Here is a 17,293-nt window from a genome sequence, read left to right as displayed (position 1 = left end):
ACCTCTTTGCTTAAACCCGCTATAAGTATACTGAGCTAACAGTGGTATCTTAGTAATGGACACCTGCAATCATACAACGGACAGAACCACCAGCTGCTTCAATAGTAGGGACATCTAGCGGTAATAAGGTGCTGTACTTAGCTATAGTAGATCTTTGCTCTTGGTTTAATGCATTATAAGCTGTTCTTGATAGCGCCAGTACCGAGCCTGTGTCAGATTGCAGCTCTATCGCATTACCACAAAATTGATGGATTTGCTGGTTACTTAGTTCTATAACCGTTAAGCCAGCTTGGTTAAAGTGATTATATAAACGGGCTTGATCCGCAGTGTCTACCATGTCCATACCTATCATCACATAATCAGAAGCTAGGCACATTAAAACGTTAGTATGATAAACCGGTATATTCTTTTCATCCGAGGCATTAAATACCACTGCTTGATAACCTAGATGTTTACATACAATATCTAATAATTCTGGATCTGTACGTTTAGATTGCACGGCATAGGCCAGTTTTTGTTGATGATCAAAGACGATAGAGCCAGTACCTTCTAAAAATTTATCTTCAAAAGTATAATGGCGTAAGTCGACAAACTGCTCATAATTATAGTGGTTTTGTAGAAAGTCGATAATATCTTGGCGATATTCTAAGCGTCTGTTTTCTGCATACATAGGGTAGCTAATAATTAGCCCATTATGGTGGGTAGAAAACCAATTATTAGGAAATACCGAGTCGGGCGTACTCGTGCCTTTATCTTCATACACATGCACTTCTATGCCACTATTTTGCAAGGCAGTAATAGCGGCCGTGATTTCATCATAAGCGGCTTGCGCTGATTGAGCCTGCTTAAGCGGTACCTGAAAAGCATTATCGGCCATGGTTTGTGGATTAGATACAAACTGATGGGGGCGAACCATTACAATGGAACTAGGTGCTTGAATATTAACTGTATTTTGCATTATTTTAAGACTCACGAACAACGGAAAATAGATTGCGCGGATCAGCTTGTTGAGTAATTAAGTCTAGTACTAGATGCTCAGGCTGTTGCACTAACAAGTCGCGTAAGAATACCAGCGCAGAAAAATCTTCGCTAGCAAAGCCAACACCATCAAAAACAATGAGTTGTTGATCATTATCACGACCACTTTGGTTTTGCTGTACTACCTTATAAAACTCGGTAACAGCAAAGTCTGCCGGTAATTGCTGAATTTCACCTTCGACTCGGGTTTGCGGTTCAAACTCGACAAATACTTTATCGGCACGTTGTAATATTTTACTGTCTAACTCTGTTTTACCTGGGCAATCGCCACCAATAGCGTTAATAAATACGCCTGTACCTATCATATCGTCATGCAAAATAGTGGCATTTTTCTTATCAGCAGTACAGGTAGTGATAATTTGTGCACCTTGCACAGCTTCAGCGGCTGAAGAGCAGATAACAACGTCAATATCATAACCTTGAAGGTTATTATACGTTTTTTGGCTAGCAGCTTTATCTACATCATAAAGTTTAAAATGTCTAATACCTAATACTGCCTTCATGGCTAAAGCCTGAAACTCAGATTGGGCACCATTACCAATTAAAGCGACAGTGCTGGCATTACTAGGTGCACAGTATTTAGCAACCATAGCAGATGTAGCAGCTGTTCTAAGTGCAGTTAGCACGCACATTTCTGACAGTAAAATAGGGTAGCCAGTGGCCACATCGGCTAAAATACCAAAAGCCGCAACAGTTTGCAGATTCTGCTTAGTATTAATAGGGTGGCCATTTACATATTTACAAGCAAACATATTACCATCACTCACTGGCATTAGTTCGATAACACCGTTTTTAGAGTGGCTAGCATAGCGAGCAGACTTTTCAAACTTATGCCAACGTTTATAGTCGCTCTCTATTCTGGTTAATATCGTCTTGATACTAGTTTCTATACCAAGATTATTTATTAACTTAGCCATAGCAGCTACGCTAACAAAAGGAACGCCCTTTTTGGGCTCGATAATAAAGTTTTTAATATAATCTAAGCTTGGGACCCTTGTTAACTCAGGGCTATATTCGCTGTTGGTTAATTTCACGCTGCTATCCATATTTGCTTTCCTTTAACTTATTACACTAAATATTAATTAATTTATGGTAATAGATAGTAGTGTTACTTAAAATGTAAAAAGTATGCAATAATTGCACTATTAATTGGTAATTTGCTATTGGTTAGTGACGTTTTGCTATGTTTTAGGCAATAGATGGAGCCTGCTAATGAAACCTTACATTTATGACACTTTAGATAGCGCCCTCATTTCTGAACTACGTAAAGATGGCCGAGCTTCTATTTCTTATTTAGCGCAAAGTTTAAAAGTATCACGGGCAACAGTTCAAAATAGGTTAGATAGATTAATTTCTTCTGGGGCTATTTTAGGTTTTACTGTACGAGTTCATGCCGAAGTGGAATTACAAGTAGTACGTGCCATTATGATGATTGAAGTAACCGGCAAGTCTACCTCGCAAGTTGTGAGTAAAATTCGCGGTATTCCTGAATTAGTTAAGCTGCACACTACTAATGGTGCTTGGGATTTAGTTGCTGAAATACAAACAACCAGCTTAGCTGAGTTTGATAGGGTGCTAAGGCGAGTAAGAGAAGTAGACGGTATTCTAAACAGCGAAACTAGCATATTATTGTCTAGTATGTAGTGGAGCTGCCTAAGGTATAAGGCTACCATTTAGGTTGTAGATTGCGGGGCTATTTAATTAAATGTAAATTACTATTTACATTTATGTGCTTAACGATTATTGTTCTGGCAAAATTGGCCTTAGGGCTTACTTGCAATATTTAACAAGGAACAATAATGAAACATTTTATCGCTATAACCCTTTTAGTTACGCCTTTACTCGCCATTGCAGATGCAACTACTACTGAAGAGTCTTGTAAAGTGATGGATGTTACAAGCATTTCTTATATTGATAATGTTCAGCAAGTTGATGATGCTGATGTTGGGGCAATATATAAAGCCAAAACCGACAAGGTATTAGCCTTTGCTAAAGAGCATAAATTAGAAGATTTTAGCATTATTAGCCAAGATGCTACGGTTAGCGGTAACTGTTGTGGTAGTTATGGTATACAGGTTAGCACTAACTATACTATTACTTATAAGCCAAGTTATGCTGCATTTACTGCGCTACAAAAACATAGCGGTTCAGGCATGGTGTCAACCTACCGAGTAGGGATGGACTCTTGCCAAGAGAAGTAATATTAACAATGATGCAATAAAGTGGCTGAGCTTTAGCTGCTTTATTGCTTGGGCTACCTGAGCCTAGGCCGCCGTCGCCTATGCCGTTGTTATCGTCTCTTGGCCCCAACCGTCGCTGAGTGGCCAGATCCACATTTCATTATTATTAAAAATATCTAATAAGCTATCACGTAGCTGCAAGTTGGATAAATGTGACAAGTTTAACTGCCAAGGACGGGCTTGCTGATACATTTTTGCCCAAATTTTACGCTGTTCGATGGCTGGCTCTAAGCTATGTAAAAAAGAGCGGCCATACACTTTATCTGCAACGTCCTTTACCATGGCTTGGCCTAAATCGGCATAGGCTAGAAGGCAAGTGCTGCAGAGGTAGGTTTTTCCCCACTTATCTTCCAGAATAATGCCATTGTGATGATGGTCTGGCATGCTAGTCCCTTAGAATGTACCGATGTGTACAATAATTTTACAATGAGTGCAATTCTTTCAACTTTGTAGTCTAGTGTCAACATGGAACTACTGCATAATGACAAGTTAAGCCATCTATTAGTTGGTTTTAAGTGATCAAGACCCATTTTGGCAGGGGGATAAGGTTTAAGTGTTAAATTTATGTTTTACCTTAGGTGTGTAGGCGCGCCTTGTTAAGACGCACCTTTGTGATAAAGGCCTTAGATGTAGCGGTTAAGGAAATGGATTAAGCGAAGTAGTTTGCTAAATCGTCTGAGCCACCAATATGTTTACCGCCAATAAATATTTGCGGAACGGTATCACGGCCTGAAATGGCTTTTAAGCTAGTTAACGAGGCTTGGCTGCCCATTACTATTTCTTCAAATACTAAGCCTTTATCTGTTAGTAAAGCTTTAGCTCTGGTACAAAATGGGCAATTAGGTTTAGTGAACATGCTAATGGCATCTTGCTTAACTTGTTTAGGGTTAATGTAATCAAGCATAGTATCGGCATCAGATACTTCGAACGGATCGCCTGGTACATCTGGCTCGATAAACATTTTGTCGATAACGCCGTCTTTTACAAGCATAGAATAACGCCAGCTGCGCTTGCCAAAGCCTAGATCATTTTTATCAACCAACATGCCCATACCGTCTGTGAACTCGCCATTACCGTCGGGTAGTAAAGTGATGTTGTTGGCTTCTTGGCTTTCAGTCCAAGCATTCATAACAAAAGTATCGTTAACAGAAATACACACTATGTCATCAACGCCATTTTGCTTAAAGACACTAGCTAATTCGTTATAACGCGGTAAGTGAGTAGATGAACAAGTAGGGGTAAAAGCACCTGGTAACGAAAATACTACAACCGTTTTATTTTTAAAAATATCGTCTGTAGTAATGGATTGCCATTCATCATTTTTACGCACTGCAAAAGTTACGTTAGGTACGGTTTTACCACTAATATCTTTTAACATGATTAATTCCTTTTCAATTAAGTCTGGTTAATTATGCGCTAGTTTAACATTAGCTCCAATGATTTGTGTTAATAGGGGAAATTGATAAAACTGATAACAAAACTACTCTTTAGTTATAATAAGTAATCAGCTTTATATGGCTTTGCCGATTAAAGATTAATATAGAACAAGAATTTAGTTTGGGTTGTCGCAGAGTGTAACTTCTTTTGTTTTTTTATGCGGCTTTGTGTTCTGTTTGGCAAGCCATAGCAAAGGTAAAATAATAAAAGCAGCACCCAGCAGCATACTTAGATCAGGTATTTCATTAAACCAGATAATTCCTACGGCTACGGCGGCTAATAAACCTGTATATTCAGCACTAGCAACTTTATTGGTTTCAATAGAGCGGTACACCAAAACACAGATCCCAGCATAAACTAAAATAAAGCTACTTGAGCCAGCAGCCGTTAGCGCGGCGCTCCAATCCCAAGCTTTACCTTCCCAAATAGCCAAAGCTAAGGCTGCAGGTGTGCCTACGACATTAGTTAGTAATAAAATTTGAAACACCGATAACTGCTTTGGCAGCTTACGGATTAAGATATTATTTAGCGCTACAGTAAAGGCCACAATAAAGGCAAATATAGCCGCCCAACTAATATGAGTGGGTTTAATCACTATTAATACACCCACAAAGCCTAGCACAGCAACCAATATAGTGGTTTTAGTTAAGCGCTCTTGAAACATTAGCATAGCTAAAGGCAACATGATTAGCGGTGCAGCATAAAAAATGGCATTAGCCGTAGCTAAGGGCATGTTATTTAATGCCAATACCATACAGATAGCACCAAACAACCAAATATGGCCGCGTAATATATGCCACTTTATGCCGACTAACAGATTGTGTTCGCGGTTAAATAAACAAAAGGGTAATAAAATTAAAATTGCACTTAATTGGCGAAAAAGTACGAACTGATATATAGGGCCATCGGCGGATAAGGTTTTTATTAGCGCATCAGAAAAAACAGCAACAATATTACCGATAACTAATAACGCAATGGCGAATTTAATTGAATTTTTGGCCACAAAATAATCCTTAAAGCAAAATATTGATATGCTTTAGCGAAGCTAAAGAAACGAGATGAATGATTTAGATACAGCAGTGATGACATTGCTTCAGATCACTGGCTAATGGTAAATAAACTTAACTATGACGTATAATGATTAAAATTGTTTTTGCATGAGATAAACTAATAATGAAATTGCCGCCTTTACGCGCGCTACAGTATTTTGAAGCGGTTGCACGGTTAAACAGTTTTTCTGCTGCAGCTAAGCAGTTATATGTGAGCCAAAGTGCGGTTAGTCATCAGGTAAAATTATTAGAACAATATTTAACTGCAGACTTATTTATTCGCCAAGGACGTAATCTGTATTTAACCGCGGTGGGAGAGCGCTACTTTGCAGAAATAACTGGCGCTTTAGATAAAATATCGCAAGCTAGCCAACAGGTGCAGCATGGTAAGTCGGGCAGTATCCGCTTAGCGTTATATAGCTCTTTAGCGGTTAAATGGTTGATCCCTAAATTGGCAGACTTTCGCCAGCAATATCCTAATATTAATTTAAGCTTACATATGGTGACTGAAGATCCTGATTTTTATGATCATGACATAGATTGCTTTATTACTATTAACCCACCACAACAGGGCGCTATAAAGCAGTTTCTATTTACTGAAAAGTTATTTCCAGCCTGTAGCCCGCAACTGTGGCAGCAAATACAACAACACAGCTTACCTGACGCCTTATGGCAATTTCCGCTGTTATCGGTGCAATATGCTAACCATCAACAAGTAGGTGATGATTGGCGTTTATGGTGTCAGCATGGTGGTTTTGAATTACCCAAGCAGGTTAAAATTAATCAGTTTAGCCATGTGCTGCTTGCTGTTGAAGCTGCGCGTTATAATTTAGGCATCACCTTAATTGACCAATTTATGCTAGGTGCAAAGGAGTCTGGTCATGGTCTAGTTGCTATTCCTATGCATGAGCTAGTAACTGGAGATGACTTCTATTTTACTTATCGGCAAAGTGATGCCAATCATAATGATCTAATCAATTTAGGTCGCTGGCTTAAGCAGCAATCTAGTTTTGATTAGTTTAGTATTAAGGCTGTTTTTTAATATTAATTTCACCACTAGTGCGCTGGTTTAAATCAGTTATTAAACTGTCTACTTCAGTAACCGGCAACCGTACACATAGGGTAATGGCTTCAGCATAGTTACTATTTAGTATGCTTATGTTGGCGTTATGTAACAAGGCGTCTATAGCAGCTGAGTGCGTATAGGCATAAGTTAACTTAAGCTCACAACTAGGTAAAACCTGCTGCAGGCTTAACTGCTCCATTACGGCTTTTGTGCAATCGGCATAGGCCCTAGCTAAGCCGCCAGTACCCAGTTTGACACCGCCAAAAAATCGGGTCACGACAACACAAATATCACCCACATTTTGGCCATATAACACTTGATACATAGGTTTACCAGCCGTGCCAGCAGGCTCGCCATCATCGTTATAAGCAAATTGCTGTGAAAGTGCTGGTGCACCAATAATATAAGCGCTGCAATGATGGTGGGCTGAAGGCGTTAATGTTTTATGGTATTGAATAAATTGCCTAGCAGCTAGTTCAGACTTTACTGGTAGAGCGCTGGCAATAAACCGACTCTTTTTAATCTCTAAGCTAGTTTCTGCTGCAGCAAGCGGCTGAAAGTAGACGGCATCTGACACAGTACTTAGCTCCCGTTAAGGCTTTATTTTTGCAAGTTATAACACCTGAAATCTTGGCTTTTGGCAACTTTATTAATCTAGATAAGTGCTATAGAAAACACTGGAGATAAACCAAGCAGCCATCCATGGCCACTTATTTATATAGGCTTAAACTAATGAACTCCCATCTTTATTAGCTTGTTTAATATCTTTAACTAAAGCAACACATAAGGTTAAAAATACTAAACTAGCAATAAAAGGCCAAACTAAAACATAAGCGGTAAGCATTAATGCTGACATAATTAAATTTCCTTATTAAGTTCTTCTGTGTGGAATTCCACAACACGTTTATCAATATCATTAAAATTAAAATCTGGCTTTTTGCTAAGTAGAGTCATAGCGGTACAGATTAAAGCACTAGCGCCATAAGCTGTTAACGAGCTTAATAACACGATGTAGTTACGTAAAAAGCCCAGAGTATAAAAGAGTAAAACGCAAGCGACTATTGCCCCTAGTACAATACCTACGCGCCGGCCAAAAAAACCAAAACTCATTAAGCCAATAACCACAGCACCGCCTAAGGCTGCTAGGATCTCAAAGCCAATAGCAGTGGCACCAGTTAGGGTGACAAAGTTAAATCTAACTAATACAAATAACACAAAGGCGATGGCAACCGAGCTAGTAAAAGCAGCATTAGTGACTTTTTTCCAATATAAACTGGCAATTACAGGAAAGACGATAGCACCCCATAAAGCACCAACAAAAATTAACATGGATAAAATATCAAGTTTTAAGCTAGCAAAAGTCACCCCAAGGGTTGTAGCAATAACCATAGTGGCGCGACCAACTAACAGCATAATTTTTGGGTTTGGCTTATTTTTGCTGATATGTTTAGCGTAGACATCCGTCATAATAATAGCGGAAAGTGCCGATAAGTCTGAATCTGCGGTGGATGAAAGTGAGCCTATAACCATAACAAATAACAATATCACCATAACAGGCGGTAAATAAGTTGCTGCCATTTGTGGAATTAAATTATTTAAATCACCATCAATCGGGGTTACACCGGCCAACAAGGCTAATAAGCCTAGCATACCTAAACCAATAACAATGGAACCATAACCTATGGTGGCAGTAATAAAGCTAGGTTTAATTAAATCTTCACGCACTGCAAATAAGCGTTGAGCGATAGTTTGATTACCGATGGCATAAGCTAACACGGCAACAAAAAAAGGAGCGCCTTGTTCTAAAATTGCGGTAGGTGAATAGAAGCTGGCTTGTTCAGGCGTTAAGTTATGCATGCCTTGCTCAAATAATTCTGGGCCTCCGAGTTGAAAGAAAATCATTGGAATAATAACAACAGCGGCCACTATCATGGCAACGAGTTGGCCAAAGTCGGTGAAAACTGATGAGCGAAAACCTGACCAAAAGGTGTAAGAAAGAACACCTGCACCGGCAATGAGAACACCTTGAGTAAAGGTAAGGGGAGATAAAATATCAACAAGGGCGCCGGCTGCAGTAAAGTTAACCATTAAGCTAATTAGACTGCCGATAATGTTTGAACCGGCTAAGATCATTTGGCTAGAACTGCCATGGCGCGCATGCATTATTTCTGCAAGAGTATGGGCATTAGGGGCTAATTTGCGAAAGCGGCGGCCAAAAGGGTAAATAAATAAAATCATTAAGGCGCCCCAGAAACCATAATGAATAGCGCCAGATAAACCATATTGATAACCGGAGCTCGCTGCGGCATAAAAAGAAGCTGCCCAGATCCACGTTGCGGTCATACTCGCGGCTGACATACTAAAGCCAACAGAACCATTAGATACCATATAGCCGTCAGCGTTTTCTTGTTTTTTTCCTATGCTTAAAGTGAAAAGAAAAGTGAGCCCATAAAATCCTAGAAGGATTAAAAGCGCACTGGTTGTACTAAATTGAAACATGTCTACTCCTAAACTGCCGCCAAGTCCAAGCAGGACCCTTGTTGCATGCGGCGGTGTTGCGCAGCGCCAATGAATAAATACCTAAATACGTATGCATTGGCACTAAAAGTAGCTGTATATAGCGAGCAAGGTTACGGTTGAATAAAGCCGTAACTGTGCAGAAACAAGCTTAAATTAACAGCAATAAGCCGGACAAACCGGAAGATAATGTAACAGCGTTAAGATGCGATATAATTAACGCAGCGTCTATACTAGCATTAATTGCTATAACTGCCAAAAAATCAAGGAGTAGCGCTTTAGTGATTGGAGAAAAATTAGCGGTACAAAAACAAATGCCGGGTAATAAGCCCGGCATTTGTTTAACGATGGAAGATACCTTCCCGCTCTGGTTGGTATAAAACCTCATCAATAGTAATAGTAGACATATCACCATTAGGTAAAGGCCAATTAATAGTATCGCCGGTTTTTAAACCAAGCAAAGCACTGCCTACCGGGGCTAATACTGAAATTGTTGTGCCTGATTTATCCATATCTTTTGGATAGACCAAGGTTAAACTGCTGCTTTTGCCGTCGCCCCAAGAAAAGCGAACAGTTGAATTCATGCTAACTATGTTATCAGGCAAGTCTTTTGGCTCAACAATATTAGCCCGATCAAGTTCCTTACTTAAAGTATCAGCACCTAAAGCATCGGCTGGTAAGTTATCAAGTAAAGTTTCTAACCGATCAAAATCGGTAGTGGAAATAGTTAATTCTGGTGTTGACATAATGAGCTCCTCTAGGACCACTACGTGGCTTAACGGTTAAGTTTATTGCAACGTGTAAGTACAGATAATTGTAGTGATGAAAATTTCATCAGATAATAAGTTATTTAGTTTAGGTAAAATTTATAGAGAGAAAATTAAACAGCAATCAGCCGGTTTCGCGCACGACGAAACCGGCCAAAAAATGGCAGGCAAGATCGACATTGATGAGGCTATAAGGGGGAACCCTTATGGCACAAAATGTAATAAAAGTATGCATAACGCTACCATAATGTATTGGTATACAAAGTGCAATAGTGCAATATAGTTCAGTACAGGGCTAGCAGATATTAATAAGTTTAATCTAGCAACCACCTGTACTAAAACGATTATAAATCAGGCTGAAAACTTAGTGTATTAGTCAACTAAAGCCCAGCCATTTTCGGTCATTCTAAAAGTTAAAGTTTCTTGTTTAATCTTATATTGATCGTTTTGTTTAAAATCACCGTATTGTAATTTTAATAAACCCGCTGTAATTCCAGCCGTCACTTTTTCTAACGGGTTACCTGGCTGTGCTGTTTTTTCATCAATATATTGCTTATAAGACTTTTTAAACTCTAAGCTATAAGACACTTCAGCAGCATAGTGTTGTTCGTTATCTGACCAGCCATTAATTTTTTTTACATCGTCAACTGCAATTAAATCTGGATATAGATTATTGTATTTTTGTTGTAAAGCTTGCTCTATCTTGCCTGGATTAGGAACATCCGAACAAGCAACTAGCCATAAAGCCGTAATAATAACCACTAGTGTAAATTTAAAATAGTTAGAGAAGTTGCTCATGCTTAGCCCTATAGCTGTCAAAGTTAATTATTGAGGCTAGCATAATAGCTTGTTTTTTACTGTAGCTAAATACTCAGTTATAGATTGAAAATCGCATTGCCTGCAAAACACAATTTGGTTAAGGTGCCCCTATTTAGCTCAGCTTAGGTAATATAATGCAATATTCATTATTAGGCAAAAGTGGCGTTTCTATTTCACGGGTCTGTTTAGGCACTATGACTTGGGGCAACCAAAATACTCAGCATGATGCCGATCAGCAATTAGACTATGCGTTAAGTCAGGGCATTAACTTTATTGACACTGCCGAGATGTACTCAGTGCCACCATCTGCTGCAACCTATGGTGCGACAGAAAAAATAATCGGCAATTGGCTAGCCCGCAACCCTCAGCAACGGCAAAAAATTACCTTAGCAAGCAAAATGGCCGGTAGTGGTTTGGCTTATATTAGAGATGGCAGTGCAATGACGCCAGCAAGCTTAATTCAAGCTGTTGATCAGTCACTGTTAAGGCTGCAGACTGATTATATCGATTTATACCAGTTACATTGGCCGAACCGAGTGTCACCTCACTTTGCTAAGCATGTTCCGGGGCAAATTAGTTTTAAGCAGTTTGATAGTCAACAGCAACGCGAGCAGATGCTAGGTTTATTACAGGCATTGCAAAGCTGTGTTGATGCAGGAAAAATACGCTTTTGTGGTTTATCTAATGAAACACCCTGGGGTTTAAGTCAGTATTTACAGCTAAGCAAGCAAGAATCATTGCCTACTATGGTGTCGGTGCAAAATGAGTTTAGTTTATTGCATACCAAAGATTGGCCCTATCTATTAGAGCAGTGCCATCACCAACAGGTCGCTTATTTAGCTTGGTCACCTTTAGCTGGCGGTGCCTTAACAGGAAAGTATTTACAGGGTGCTAGGCCAGAAGGTACGCGATGGAGTATGTTGCAGCGCAATGGTTTATTTCGTGACACTGTTAAATCTAATCAAGCTATTGCCGCCTTTATTGAGTTAGCAGCGAGCCATAAAGTTGCAGCAGCACAATTAGCTTTGGCTTGGGTTAATCAGGTAGAAGGGGTGACATCGACCATTATAGGCGCGACTTCAATGGCGCAATTACAGCAGAATATTGCTGCTTTTAAGCTAGAAATAACACCTGCAATACAAGCCGATATTACGGCCTTCTTACAACAATACCCTTTACCGTTTTAACAAAAAAGCCCACCTTAATGCATTATTTAACTTAAGATGGGCTTTATCTTTACTGTTTACACTTTACTTTAAAATTTCATCCACAGTGCCCTGGGCAAGTGGGTGATAACCAGGGCGAGCTTTACTATATACTTCTTTGGCAAAGGTCAGCCCTTGAGCTGATTTCGCTAACTCGGCATAGAGTGGAATAATTAATTTGCGTCGACCAATACTAATTAAATATTGCTCAAGTGCTGCGGTAATTTCAGGGTAATTAGCTTTTATAGCGAGTAAATACCACGCATGAGCAATTTCAGTATTAGCTGAATGAGTTAAGTCATAAGCACTATCTAAAGCCGCCATTTGCTGTAAATTTATGCTTAAAGGCAAGTTATTTATAAAGTATAGCCATTCATGTACCGTCCAAGCTTCGGTTGATAGTTGCTCTGCCGAAATTGAACCTGAAAACCATGACTCTATTTGTTGTTGTACTTTATTAAACACATCTGAGGTTGGGTTGGGTGTTGATTTTGGTAAACCAGGGCTATAAATCCACTCATTAACTTCTTGCTCAGTTACAATACCAGGGTGTTTAGCTAATAAATTTTGCTTTAAATAAGTGACAAAACGCTTGGTATCCATACTTTGAAATGAATGCTCGGTGAAATAGGTTTTCACAAAAGGATCAAAGATGGCTCGACCAAATCTTTGCTCTAAAAACATTAAAAATAATTGGCCTTTACTGTAAGGTACGCCACTAAAAGCCGCATCTGGATCGCGGCCTTTTAAATCAACAAATAATATGCTGTCTTCTACTGGTAAGTCTTTTAATTCTGCTTTTAAATCTTGCACCGATAGCACTTGCTCCATCACGGCACGCTCGGTACCAAAAACTTGCTCCATAATGCGGTTTTCAACATAAGAAGTAAAACCTTCATTTAGCCATAAATCGCGCCAAGTCGCATTTGTGACTAAATTACCTGACCAAGAGTGGGCTAGTTCGTGAGCAATGAGGTTAACTAAGCTGGAATCACCGGCAACAACGGTTGGTGTGATAAATGATAATCGAGGGTTTTCCATGCCACCAAATGGAAAGCTAGGCGGTAGCATTAATAAGTCGTATCTACCCCATTGATAATCACCATATAAATGCTCACCAACATCTATCATTTGCTGGGTGCTAGCGAACTCTTTGGCTGCGGCGTCTAAAATATAGGGCTCGGCATAAATACCGGTTTGATCGCTCATGGCTTTAAAGTGCAAATCGCCAGCGGCAATAGCAATTAAGTAAGGCGGGATGGCTTGGGGCATATCAAAGCTATAGTCACCATCGCGTAGGGTATCAGGATCATTATTAGCACTCATAACTGCCAGCACATTATCATCCGTATGAATGCGAGCTTGGTATGTCATACGTACGGCTGGCGTGTCTTGAATTGGGATCCAGCTGCGCGCATGAATAGCTTGGTTTTGACTAAACATAAAGGGTTGAGTTTTACCTGCGGTTTGCGCTGGGGTTAACCATTGTAAACCTGAAGCTTTATCAGTAGAGCTATAGTAAATTCGTACTGTATCGGCTTTAAAACTAGGAGTAATACTTAACTTAGACCCCATAACATCATCGCGAGCGGCTAAATTGTAAGGTACTTTTAACCATTTGCCATCTGCTCTTTTGGCATAAACCCGATCGATAATTAAATCACGAGTATCTAAATAAATATCTTGGCTTTGATCATTTAGCCAGTTAAGCGATAAATCAGCAAAGCCAGACAAAGATTTTTGTTCGAAATTAACGGTTAAATCAAGGTAGAGGTGGTCTACTTTCACTTGATCATAGTTAGCATATGTTAGGTTATCACTAACAGACGCCTGTGCAGCAGAGGCACAAACTAAAGCAGATAGTGCAAAAAGGTGATGACGAATAGACATAAAAAGTGACCCTTTATTAATTCAGTACCTGCAGTGTACTGCTATTAAGTCGCCAGCGACAAGTTAATAACCGATAAACTGACAACGGCATAAGTTATGTTAAGCTGTGCTATAAGGTTATTTAATAAATTAATATTTTATACTAAGTGGATAAGCACTCAGCGTAAAATAATAATAACAGGACGACAATATGGTAACAAAGTGGGGCTGGAAGTTGTTGCAGTTAAGCAGGAAGCTATGGATGCGAACAGTGCTTTTTGCCGTACTTGCCAACGTCACTGCATTAGCTGCAATACTGTTTAAAGATATGATCCCCCCTGAGTTAGCTGGTCTTATAGGTGCTGATGCGGTAGATAAAATATTAACCATACTTGCTTCAAGTATGTTAACGGTTACCACTTTTTCGCTTAGCGTTATGATTGCCGCTTTTAGCGCCGCGACTAACAGTGTATCACCTCGTGCTACTAGGCTATTAATGGAAGACAGTACGACCCAAAATGCATTAGCCACTTTTGTAGGAACTTTTTTGTATAGTATTGTCAGTATTATTGCATTAAGTACAGGTGCATATGGCGATCAGGGGCGGGTAATCTTATTTATTGTCACTGTGGGTGTAGTGGTATTAATTGTTGCCACCATTCTAATTTGGATTAACCACTTATCATCATTAGGTAGGGTAGGTGAAACATCCGATAGAGTTGAAGATGCGGTTTTTGCCGCAGTGCAAAGACAAGTTAAATATCCATGGCTAGGCGGTAATAAATTAGCTTCTGTCGATGATATTGGCGCCGATGCTAAACCGTTAATGACAGAGACTATTGGTTATATTCAACATGTAGATATAAAAAAAATAAATAGCTTTTGTACCGCTAATAATATTGAGGTCTTTGTGACTAGTTTGCCAGGAGCTTTTGTTCACCCAGGACGTCCTTTACTTTGGATGAGTGCACTACCCAAAGCCGACACACTAGGCTTGTGTAATGCCTTTACTATTAATGACCAGCGATCTTTTGATCAAGACCCTCGTTTTGGTCTGCTGGTGTTAGCTGAAATTGCATCCCGGGCTTTATCACCGGCGGTAAATGATCCTGGCACGGCTATTGAAATTATAGGGCGTGGCATGCGCGTGTTGTCTAATTGGCAAGTTACTGCGCAAGAAAATGTTCCTAGCAAAGATGAAGTAGAGTATCCCTTAGTATCTGTATTACCTATTCAATTAGCCGATTTATTTGATGATTTTTTTACGCCTATTGCCCGTGATGGCGCTAGTTTAGTAGAGATACAAATAAGGTTGCAAAAAACCTTTATTGCATTAGCCTATATTGGAGGTGAGTTCCAACGACAAGCACTTAGACATTCAGAGCTTGCTTTGGCTCGGGCTAAAAGTGGCCTAGCCAATGATTTTGATAATAAGATATTAGAGCAATTACATCATCAGCTTCAGCAGCAACCGGCTAAGATTGATTAATTTAGTTTGGTGGCTAACTTTATAGTTAAATAGCAGCAACTTTAATGAGTCTGTAAAGTTAATTAATGTTGATATTTTGTTTTTAAATTAATTAAAACAACAAATTAGATAAATTAACCTTATTTATATTGCGGTTATTTATTTGGCCCTAGTATAATGACTTTAAATCATTCAGAGACTTTTTTATGCGTACAAATCATCCAGTTACTAACAATCAACGTACTTTTAATTCAGAGCTGCGTTTGATCTCTGTTACTGATACTCAGGGCAATATTATTGATTGTAATGACGCCTTTGTTGACGTGAGTGGTTTTTCTCGACAAGAATTACTAGGGCAGCCGCATAATATTGTGCGTCACCCAGATATGCCTGAACTGGCCTTTAAACAGTTATGGACACAGCTTAAAACGGGCAAACCGTGGATGGGCATAATTAAAAATCGTTGTAAAAATGGCGATTTTTATTGGGTAAATGCTTATGTGACTCCCGTGACTAACAATGGCAAAATTGTTGGCTATGAGTCTGTCCGTTCTGCTGCCAAACAAGACGATATTACTCGAGCTGAAAAACTATACTCTGAAATTAAGCAAGGTAAACCGCTAAAAACGGCTGCACCAGTGTCGTTACCTACCATTATGCTAATTGTTACCTCTTTACTTGCCTTAGGCCTGTATTTCTTAACCGAACAATCTAGTGCGGCTTTTGGGTTAGCTTTAGTGTCTAGCTTAGTCTATTCCATTTGGATTAGTCTAAGACGTAATAATGATTTAGGGGTTTTAGATAACTTATTAGAACATGCCTTTTCAGACCAACTAGCCGTGCTTAGCTATACTGATGATGTAGGTGTAATGGGTAAACTAAAGGTGTCATTACTTAGCCAAAATGCACATTTAGATACCATTTTGAACAGAATTGAAAATTCATCAGCACAAGTCGCTGCAGAGTCAATTAAAAGCTTAGGCCTGACTAACACTGCAAGTGAAAAGCTAGATCAACAACAGGCTGAAACTATCCAAGTAGCAACAGCTATGAATCAAATGACAACAACTATCTCTGAAGTTGCCATGCATGTTAATAATACAGCGACTCAAGCTGGCACTGCTTATCAATTAACAAAAGATGGCAATAGAGTGTCTGATATTACCAAAGCTTCAATCGAAAAATTACGAGATACAGTACTTAATATTGGTAAATCTGTCACAGAAGTGTCGGAGCAAACCAAAAATATTGCTGCAGCAGCACAAATAATTGAACAAATTGCTGAACAAACTAACTTACTGGCATTAAATGCGGCAATAGAAGCCGCCCGAGCCGGTGAGCAAGGTCGTGGTTTTGCTGTGGTAGCAGATGAAGTGCGTAATTTAGCCCAGCGTACCCAAGAGTCAACTAAGGATATCTACGCTATTGTTAACTCTTTAACCCAAAAAGCATCAACAGCAGTGACGGTTGCTAATACGGGTAGTGAAGATGCAGAAGAAGGCTTAGCCCGAGTGTTAGAAAGTGCAGAAATGTTAAATGGCATTGCTGATGCAGTAGGAAATATTGCCAATATGTCTGCACAAATGGCGACGGCAGTAGAAGAGCAAACGCATGTTGCCGAAGATATTAATAAGCAAGTGGTTAGCATTTCAACACTCGCTGATGTGAGTACCGACAGTGCAAATGATGCGATTACTTCTATCTCGCACTTACAAAATATTGCAGATGAATTGTATGAATTAGTGGTTAGATTTAAAAAGCATTAAGTTTATTAAGTTGTTTAAGCTGCTATATAAATAGTTAAGTCATAAGCTACAG

18 protein-coding genes are annotated in these 17,293 nt (G+C 39.3%); 7 read left to right on the top strand and 11 right to left on the bottom strand.

Features of this window, described 5'->3' with window-relative positions:
• Positions 1-49: 49 nt before the first annotated feature.
• Positions 50-958: a citrulline utilization hydrolase CtlX gene (gene ctlX / locus RDV63_RS10255; RefSeq protein ID WP_313909405.1), complete on the bottom strand. Its 909-nt coding sequence runs from the start codon at positions 956-958 to the stop codon at positions 50-52.
• Positions 959-962: 4 nt separating this feature from the next.
• The gene (locus tag RDV63_RS10250; RefSeq protein ID WP_313909404.1) at positions 963-2,084 is read right to left on the bottom strand and encodes an ornithine cyclodeaminase; all 1,122 of its coding nucleotides are present in this window, start codon (positions 2,082-2,084) and stop codon (positions 963-965) included.
• Positions 2,085-2,250: 166 nt separating this feature from the next.
• On the opposite strand from RDV63_RS10250, the gene RDV63_RS10245 reads away from it, so the two are divergent.
• Both RDV63_RS10245 and RDV63_RS10240 read left to right on the top strand, forming a co-directional pair.
• Positions 2,251-2,682 carry an Lrp/AsnC family transcriptional regulator gene (locus RDV63_RS10245; protein WP_313909403.1) on the top strand — a complete coding sequence of 144 codons (432 nt, stop codon included), beginning with the start codon at positions 2,251-2,253 and terminating at the stop codon, positions 2,680-2,682.
• A gap of 155 nt (positions 2,683-2,837) precedes the next feature.
• The gene (locus RDV63_RS10240) at positions 2,838-3,239 is read left to right on the top strand and encodes a hypothetical protein (protein WP_313909402.1); all 402 of its coding nucleotides are present in this window, start codon (positions 2,838-2,840) and stop codon (positions 3,237-3,239) included.
• Positions 3,240-3,317: 78 nt separating this feature from the next.
• Here RDV63_RS10240 and RDV63_RS10235 read toward each other — a convergent pair whose 3' ends face one another.
• From RDV63_RS10235 to RDV63_RS10225, 3 genes are all read right to left on the bottom strand, one after another.
• Complete coding sequence (locus RDV63_RS10235) at positions 3,318-3,662, bottom strand: hypothetical protein (RefSeq protein ID WP_313909401.1); 345 nt, start codon at positions 3,660-3,662, stop codon at positions 3,318-3,320.
• 265 nt (positions 3,663-3,927) lie between these two features.
• Entirely contained in the window at positions 3,928-4,659 is a 732-nt protein-coding gene (locus RDV63_RS10230; RefSeq protein ID WP_313910408.1) for a glutathione peroxidase, read from the bottom strand.
• 171 nt (positions 4,660-4,830) lie between these two features.
• On the bottom strand, positions 4,831-5,718 hold the full coding sequence (locus RDV63_RS10225; protein WP_313909400.1) for a DMT family transporter: 888 nt from the start codon (positions 5,716-5,718) through the stop codon (positions 4,831-4,833).
• A gap of 170 nt (positions 5,719-5,888) precedes the next feature.
• Between RDV63_RS10225 and RDV63_RS10220 the strand changes: the two genes are divergently transcribed.
• Positions 5,889-6,782, top strand: coding sequence for a LysR substrate-binding domain-containing protein (locus RDV63_RS10220; RefSeq protein WP_313909399.1), 894 nt, complete (start codon positions 5,889-5,891; stop codon positions 6,780-6,782).
• A 7-nt stretch (positions 6,783-6,789) separates the two neighbouring features.
• Here the strand turns inward: RDV63_RS10220 and RDV63_RS10215 are convergent, their stop codons facing one another.
• The 4 genes from RDV63_RS10215 to rnk all read right to left on the bottom strand — a co-directional run bounded on the left by RDV63_RS10215 (position 6,790) and on the right by rnk (position 10,093).
• Entirely contained in the window at positions 6,790-7,407 is a 618-nt protein-coding gene (locus RDV63_RS10215) for a YigZ family protein (RefSeq protein ID WP_313909398.1), read from the bottom strand.
• A 147-nt stretch (positions 7,408-7,554) separates the two neighbouring features.
• A complete protein-coding gene (locus RDV63_RS10210) occupies positions 7,555-7,686 on the bottom strand; it encodes a putative transporter small subunit (RefSeq protein WP_313909397.1) in 132 nt (43 codons plus the stop codon).
• A gap of 2 nt (positions 7,687-7,688) precedes the next feature.
• Positions 7,689-9,329 (bottom strand): sodium:solute symporter family transporter, encoded by a 1,641-nt coding sequence (locus tag RDV63_RS10205; protein ID WP_313909396.1) that lies wholly within the window; start codon positions 9,327-9,329, stop codon positions 7,689-7,691.
• A 359-nt stretch (positions 9,330-9,688) separates the two neighbouring features.
• Complete coding sequence (rnk, locus tag RDV63_RS10200; RefSeq protein ID WP_313909395.1) at positions 9,689-10,093, bottom strand: nucleoside diphosphate kinase regulator; 405 nt, start codon at positions 10,091-10,093, stop codon at positions 9,689-9,691.
• Between the two features lie 76 nt (positions 10,094-10,169).
• Here rnk and RDV63_RS10195 point away from each other — a divergent pair, with 76 nt between their 5' ends.
• The gene (locus tag RDV63_RS10195; RefSeq protein ID WP_313909394.1) at positions 10,170-10,397 is read left to right on the top strand and encodes a hypothetical protein; all 228 of its coding nucleotides are present in this window, start codon (positions 10,170-10,172) and stop codon (positions 10,395-10,397) included.
• Positions 10,398-10,486: 89 nt separating this feature from the next.
• Here the strand turns inward: RDV63_RS10195 and RDV63_RS10190 are convergent, their stop codons facing one another.
• Complete coding sequence (locus RDV63_RS10190; protein WP_313909393.1) at positions 10,487-10,912, bottom strand: hypothetical protein; 426 nt, start codon at positions 10,910-10,912, stop codon at positions 10,487-10,489.
• 155 nt (positions 10,913-11,067) lie between these two features.
• On the opposite strand from RDV63_RS10190, the gene RDV63_RS10185 reads away from it, so the two are divergent.
• Positions 11,068-12,120, top strand: coding sequence for an aldo/keto reductase (locus RDV63_RS10185; RefSeq protein ID WP_313909392.1), 1,053 nt, complete (start codon positions 11,068-11,070; stop codon positions 12,118-12,120).
• 63 nt (positions 12,121-12,183) lie between these two features.
• Here RDV63_RS10185 and RDV63_RS10180 read toward each other — a convergent pair whose 3' ends face one another.
• On the bottom strand, positions 12,184-14,028 hold the full coding sequence (locus tag RDV63_RS10180) for a M1 family metallopeptidase (RefSeq protein ID WP_313909391.1): 1,845 nt from the start codon (positions 14,026-14,028) through the stop codon (positions 12,184-12,186).
• Positions 14,029-14,269: 241 nt separating this feature from the next.
• Here RDV63_RS10180 and RDV63_RS10175 point away from each other — a divergent pair, with 241 nt between their 5' ends.
• Both RDV63_RS10175 and RDV63_RS10170 read left to right on the top strand, forming a co-directional pair.
• Positions 14,270-15,496, top strand: coding sequence for a DUF2254 domain-containing protein (locus RDV63_RS10175; protein ID WP_313909390.1), 1,227 nt, complete (start codon positions 14,270-14,272; stop codon positions 15,494-15,496).
• Between the two features lie 185 nt (positions 15,497-15,681).
• Positions 15,682-17,241: a PAS domain-containing methyl-accepting chemotaxis protein gene (locus RDV63_RS10170; RefSeq protein WP_313909389.1), complete on the top strand. Its 1,560-nt coding sequence runs from the start codon at positions 15,682-15,684 to the stop codon at positions 17,239-17,241.
• Positions 17,242-17,293: the final 52 nt, after the last annotated feature.

It is taken from the genome of Rheinheimera sp. MMS21-TC3 (assembly GCF_032229285.1).
GTDB lineage: Bacteria > Pseudomonadota > Gammaproteobacteria > Enterobacterales > Alteromonadaceae > Alishewanella.
The sequence above is the reverse complement of the archived record's forward strand: the minus strand, read 5'-3'. Positions and strand labels throughout refer to the sequence as shown.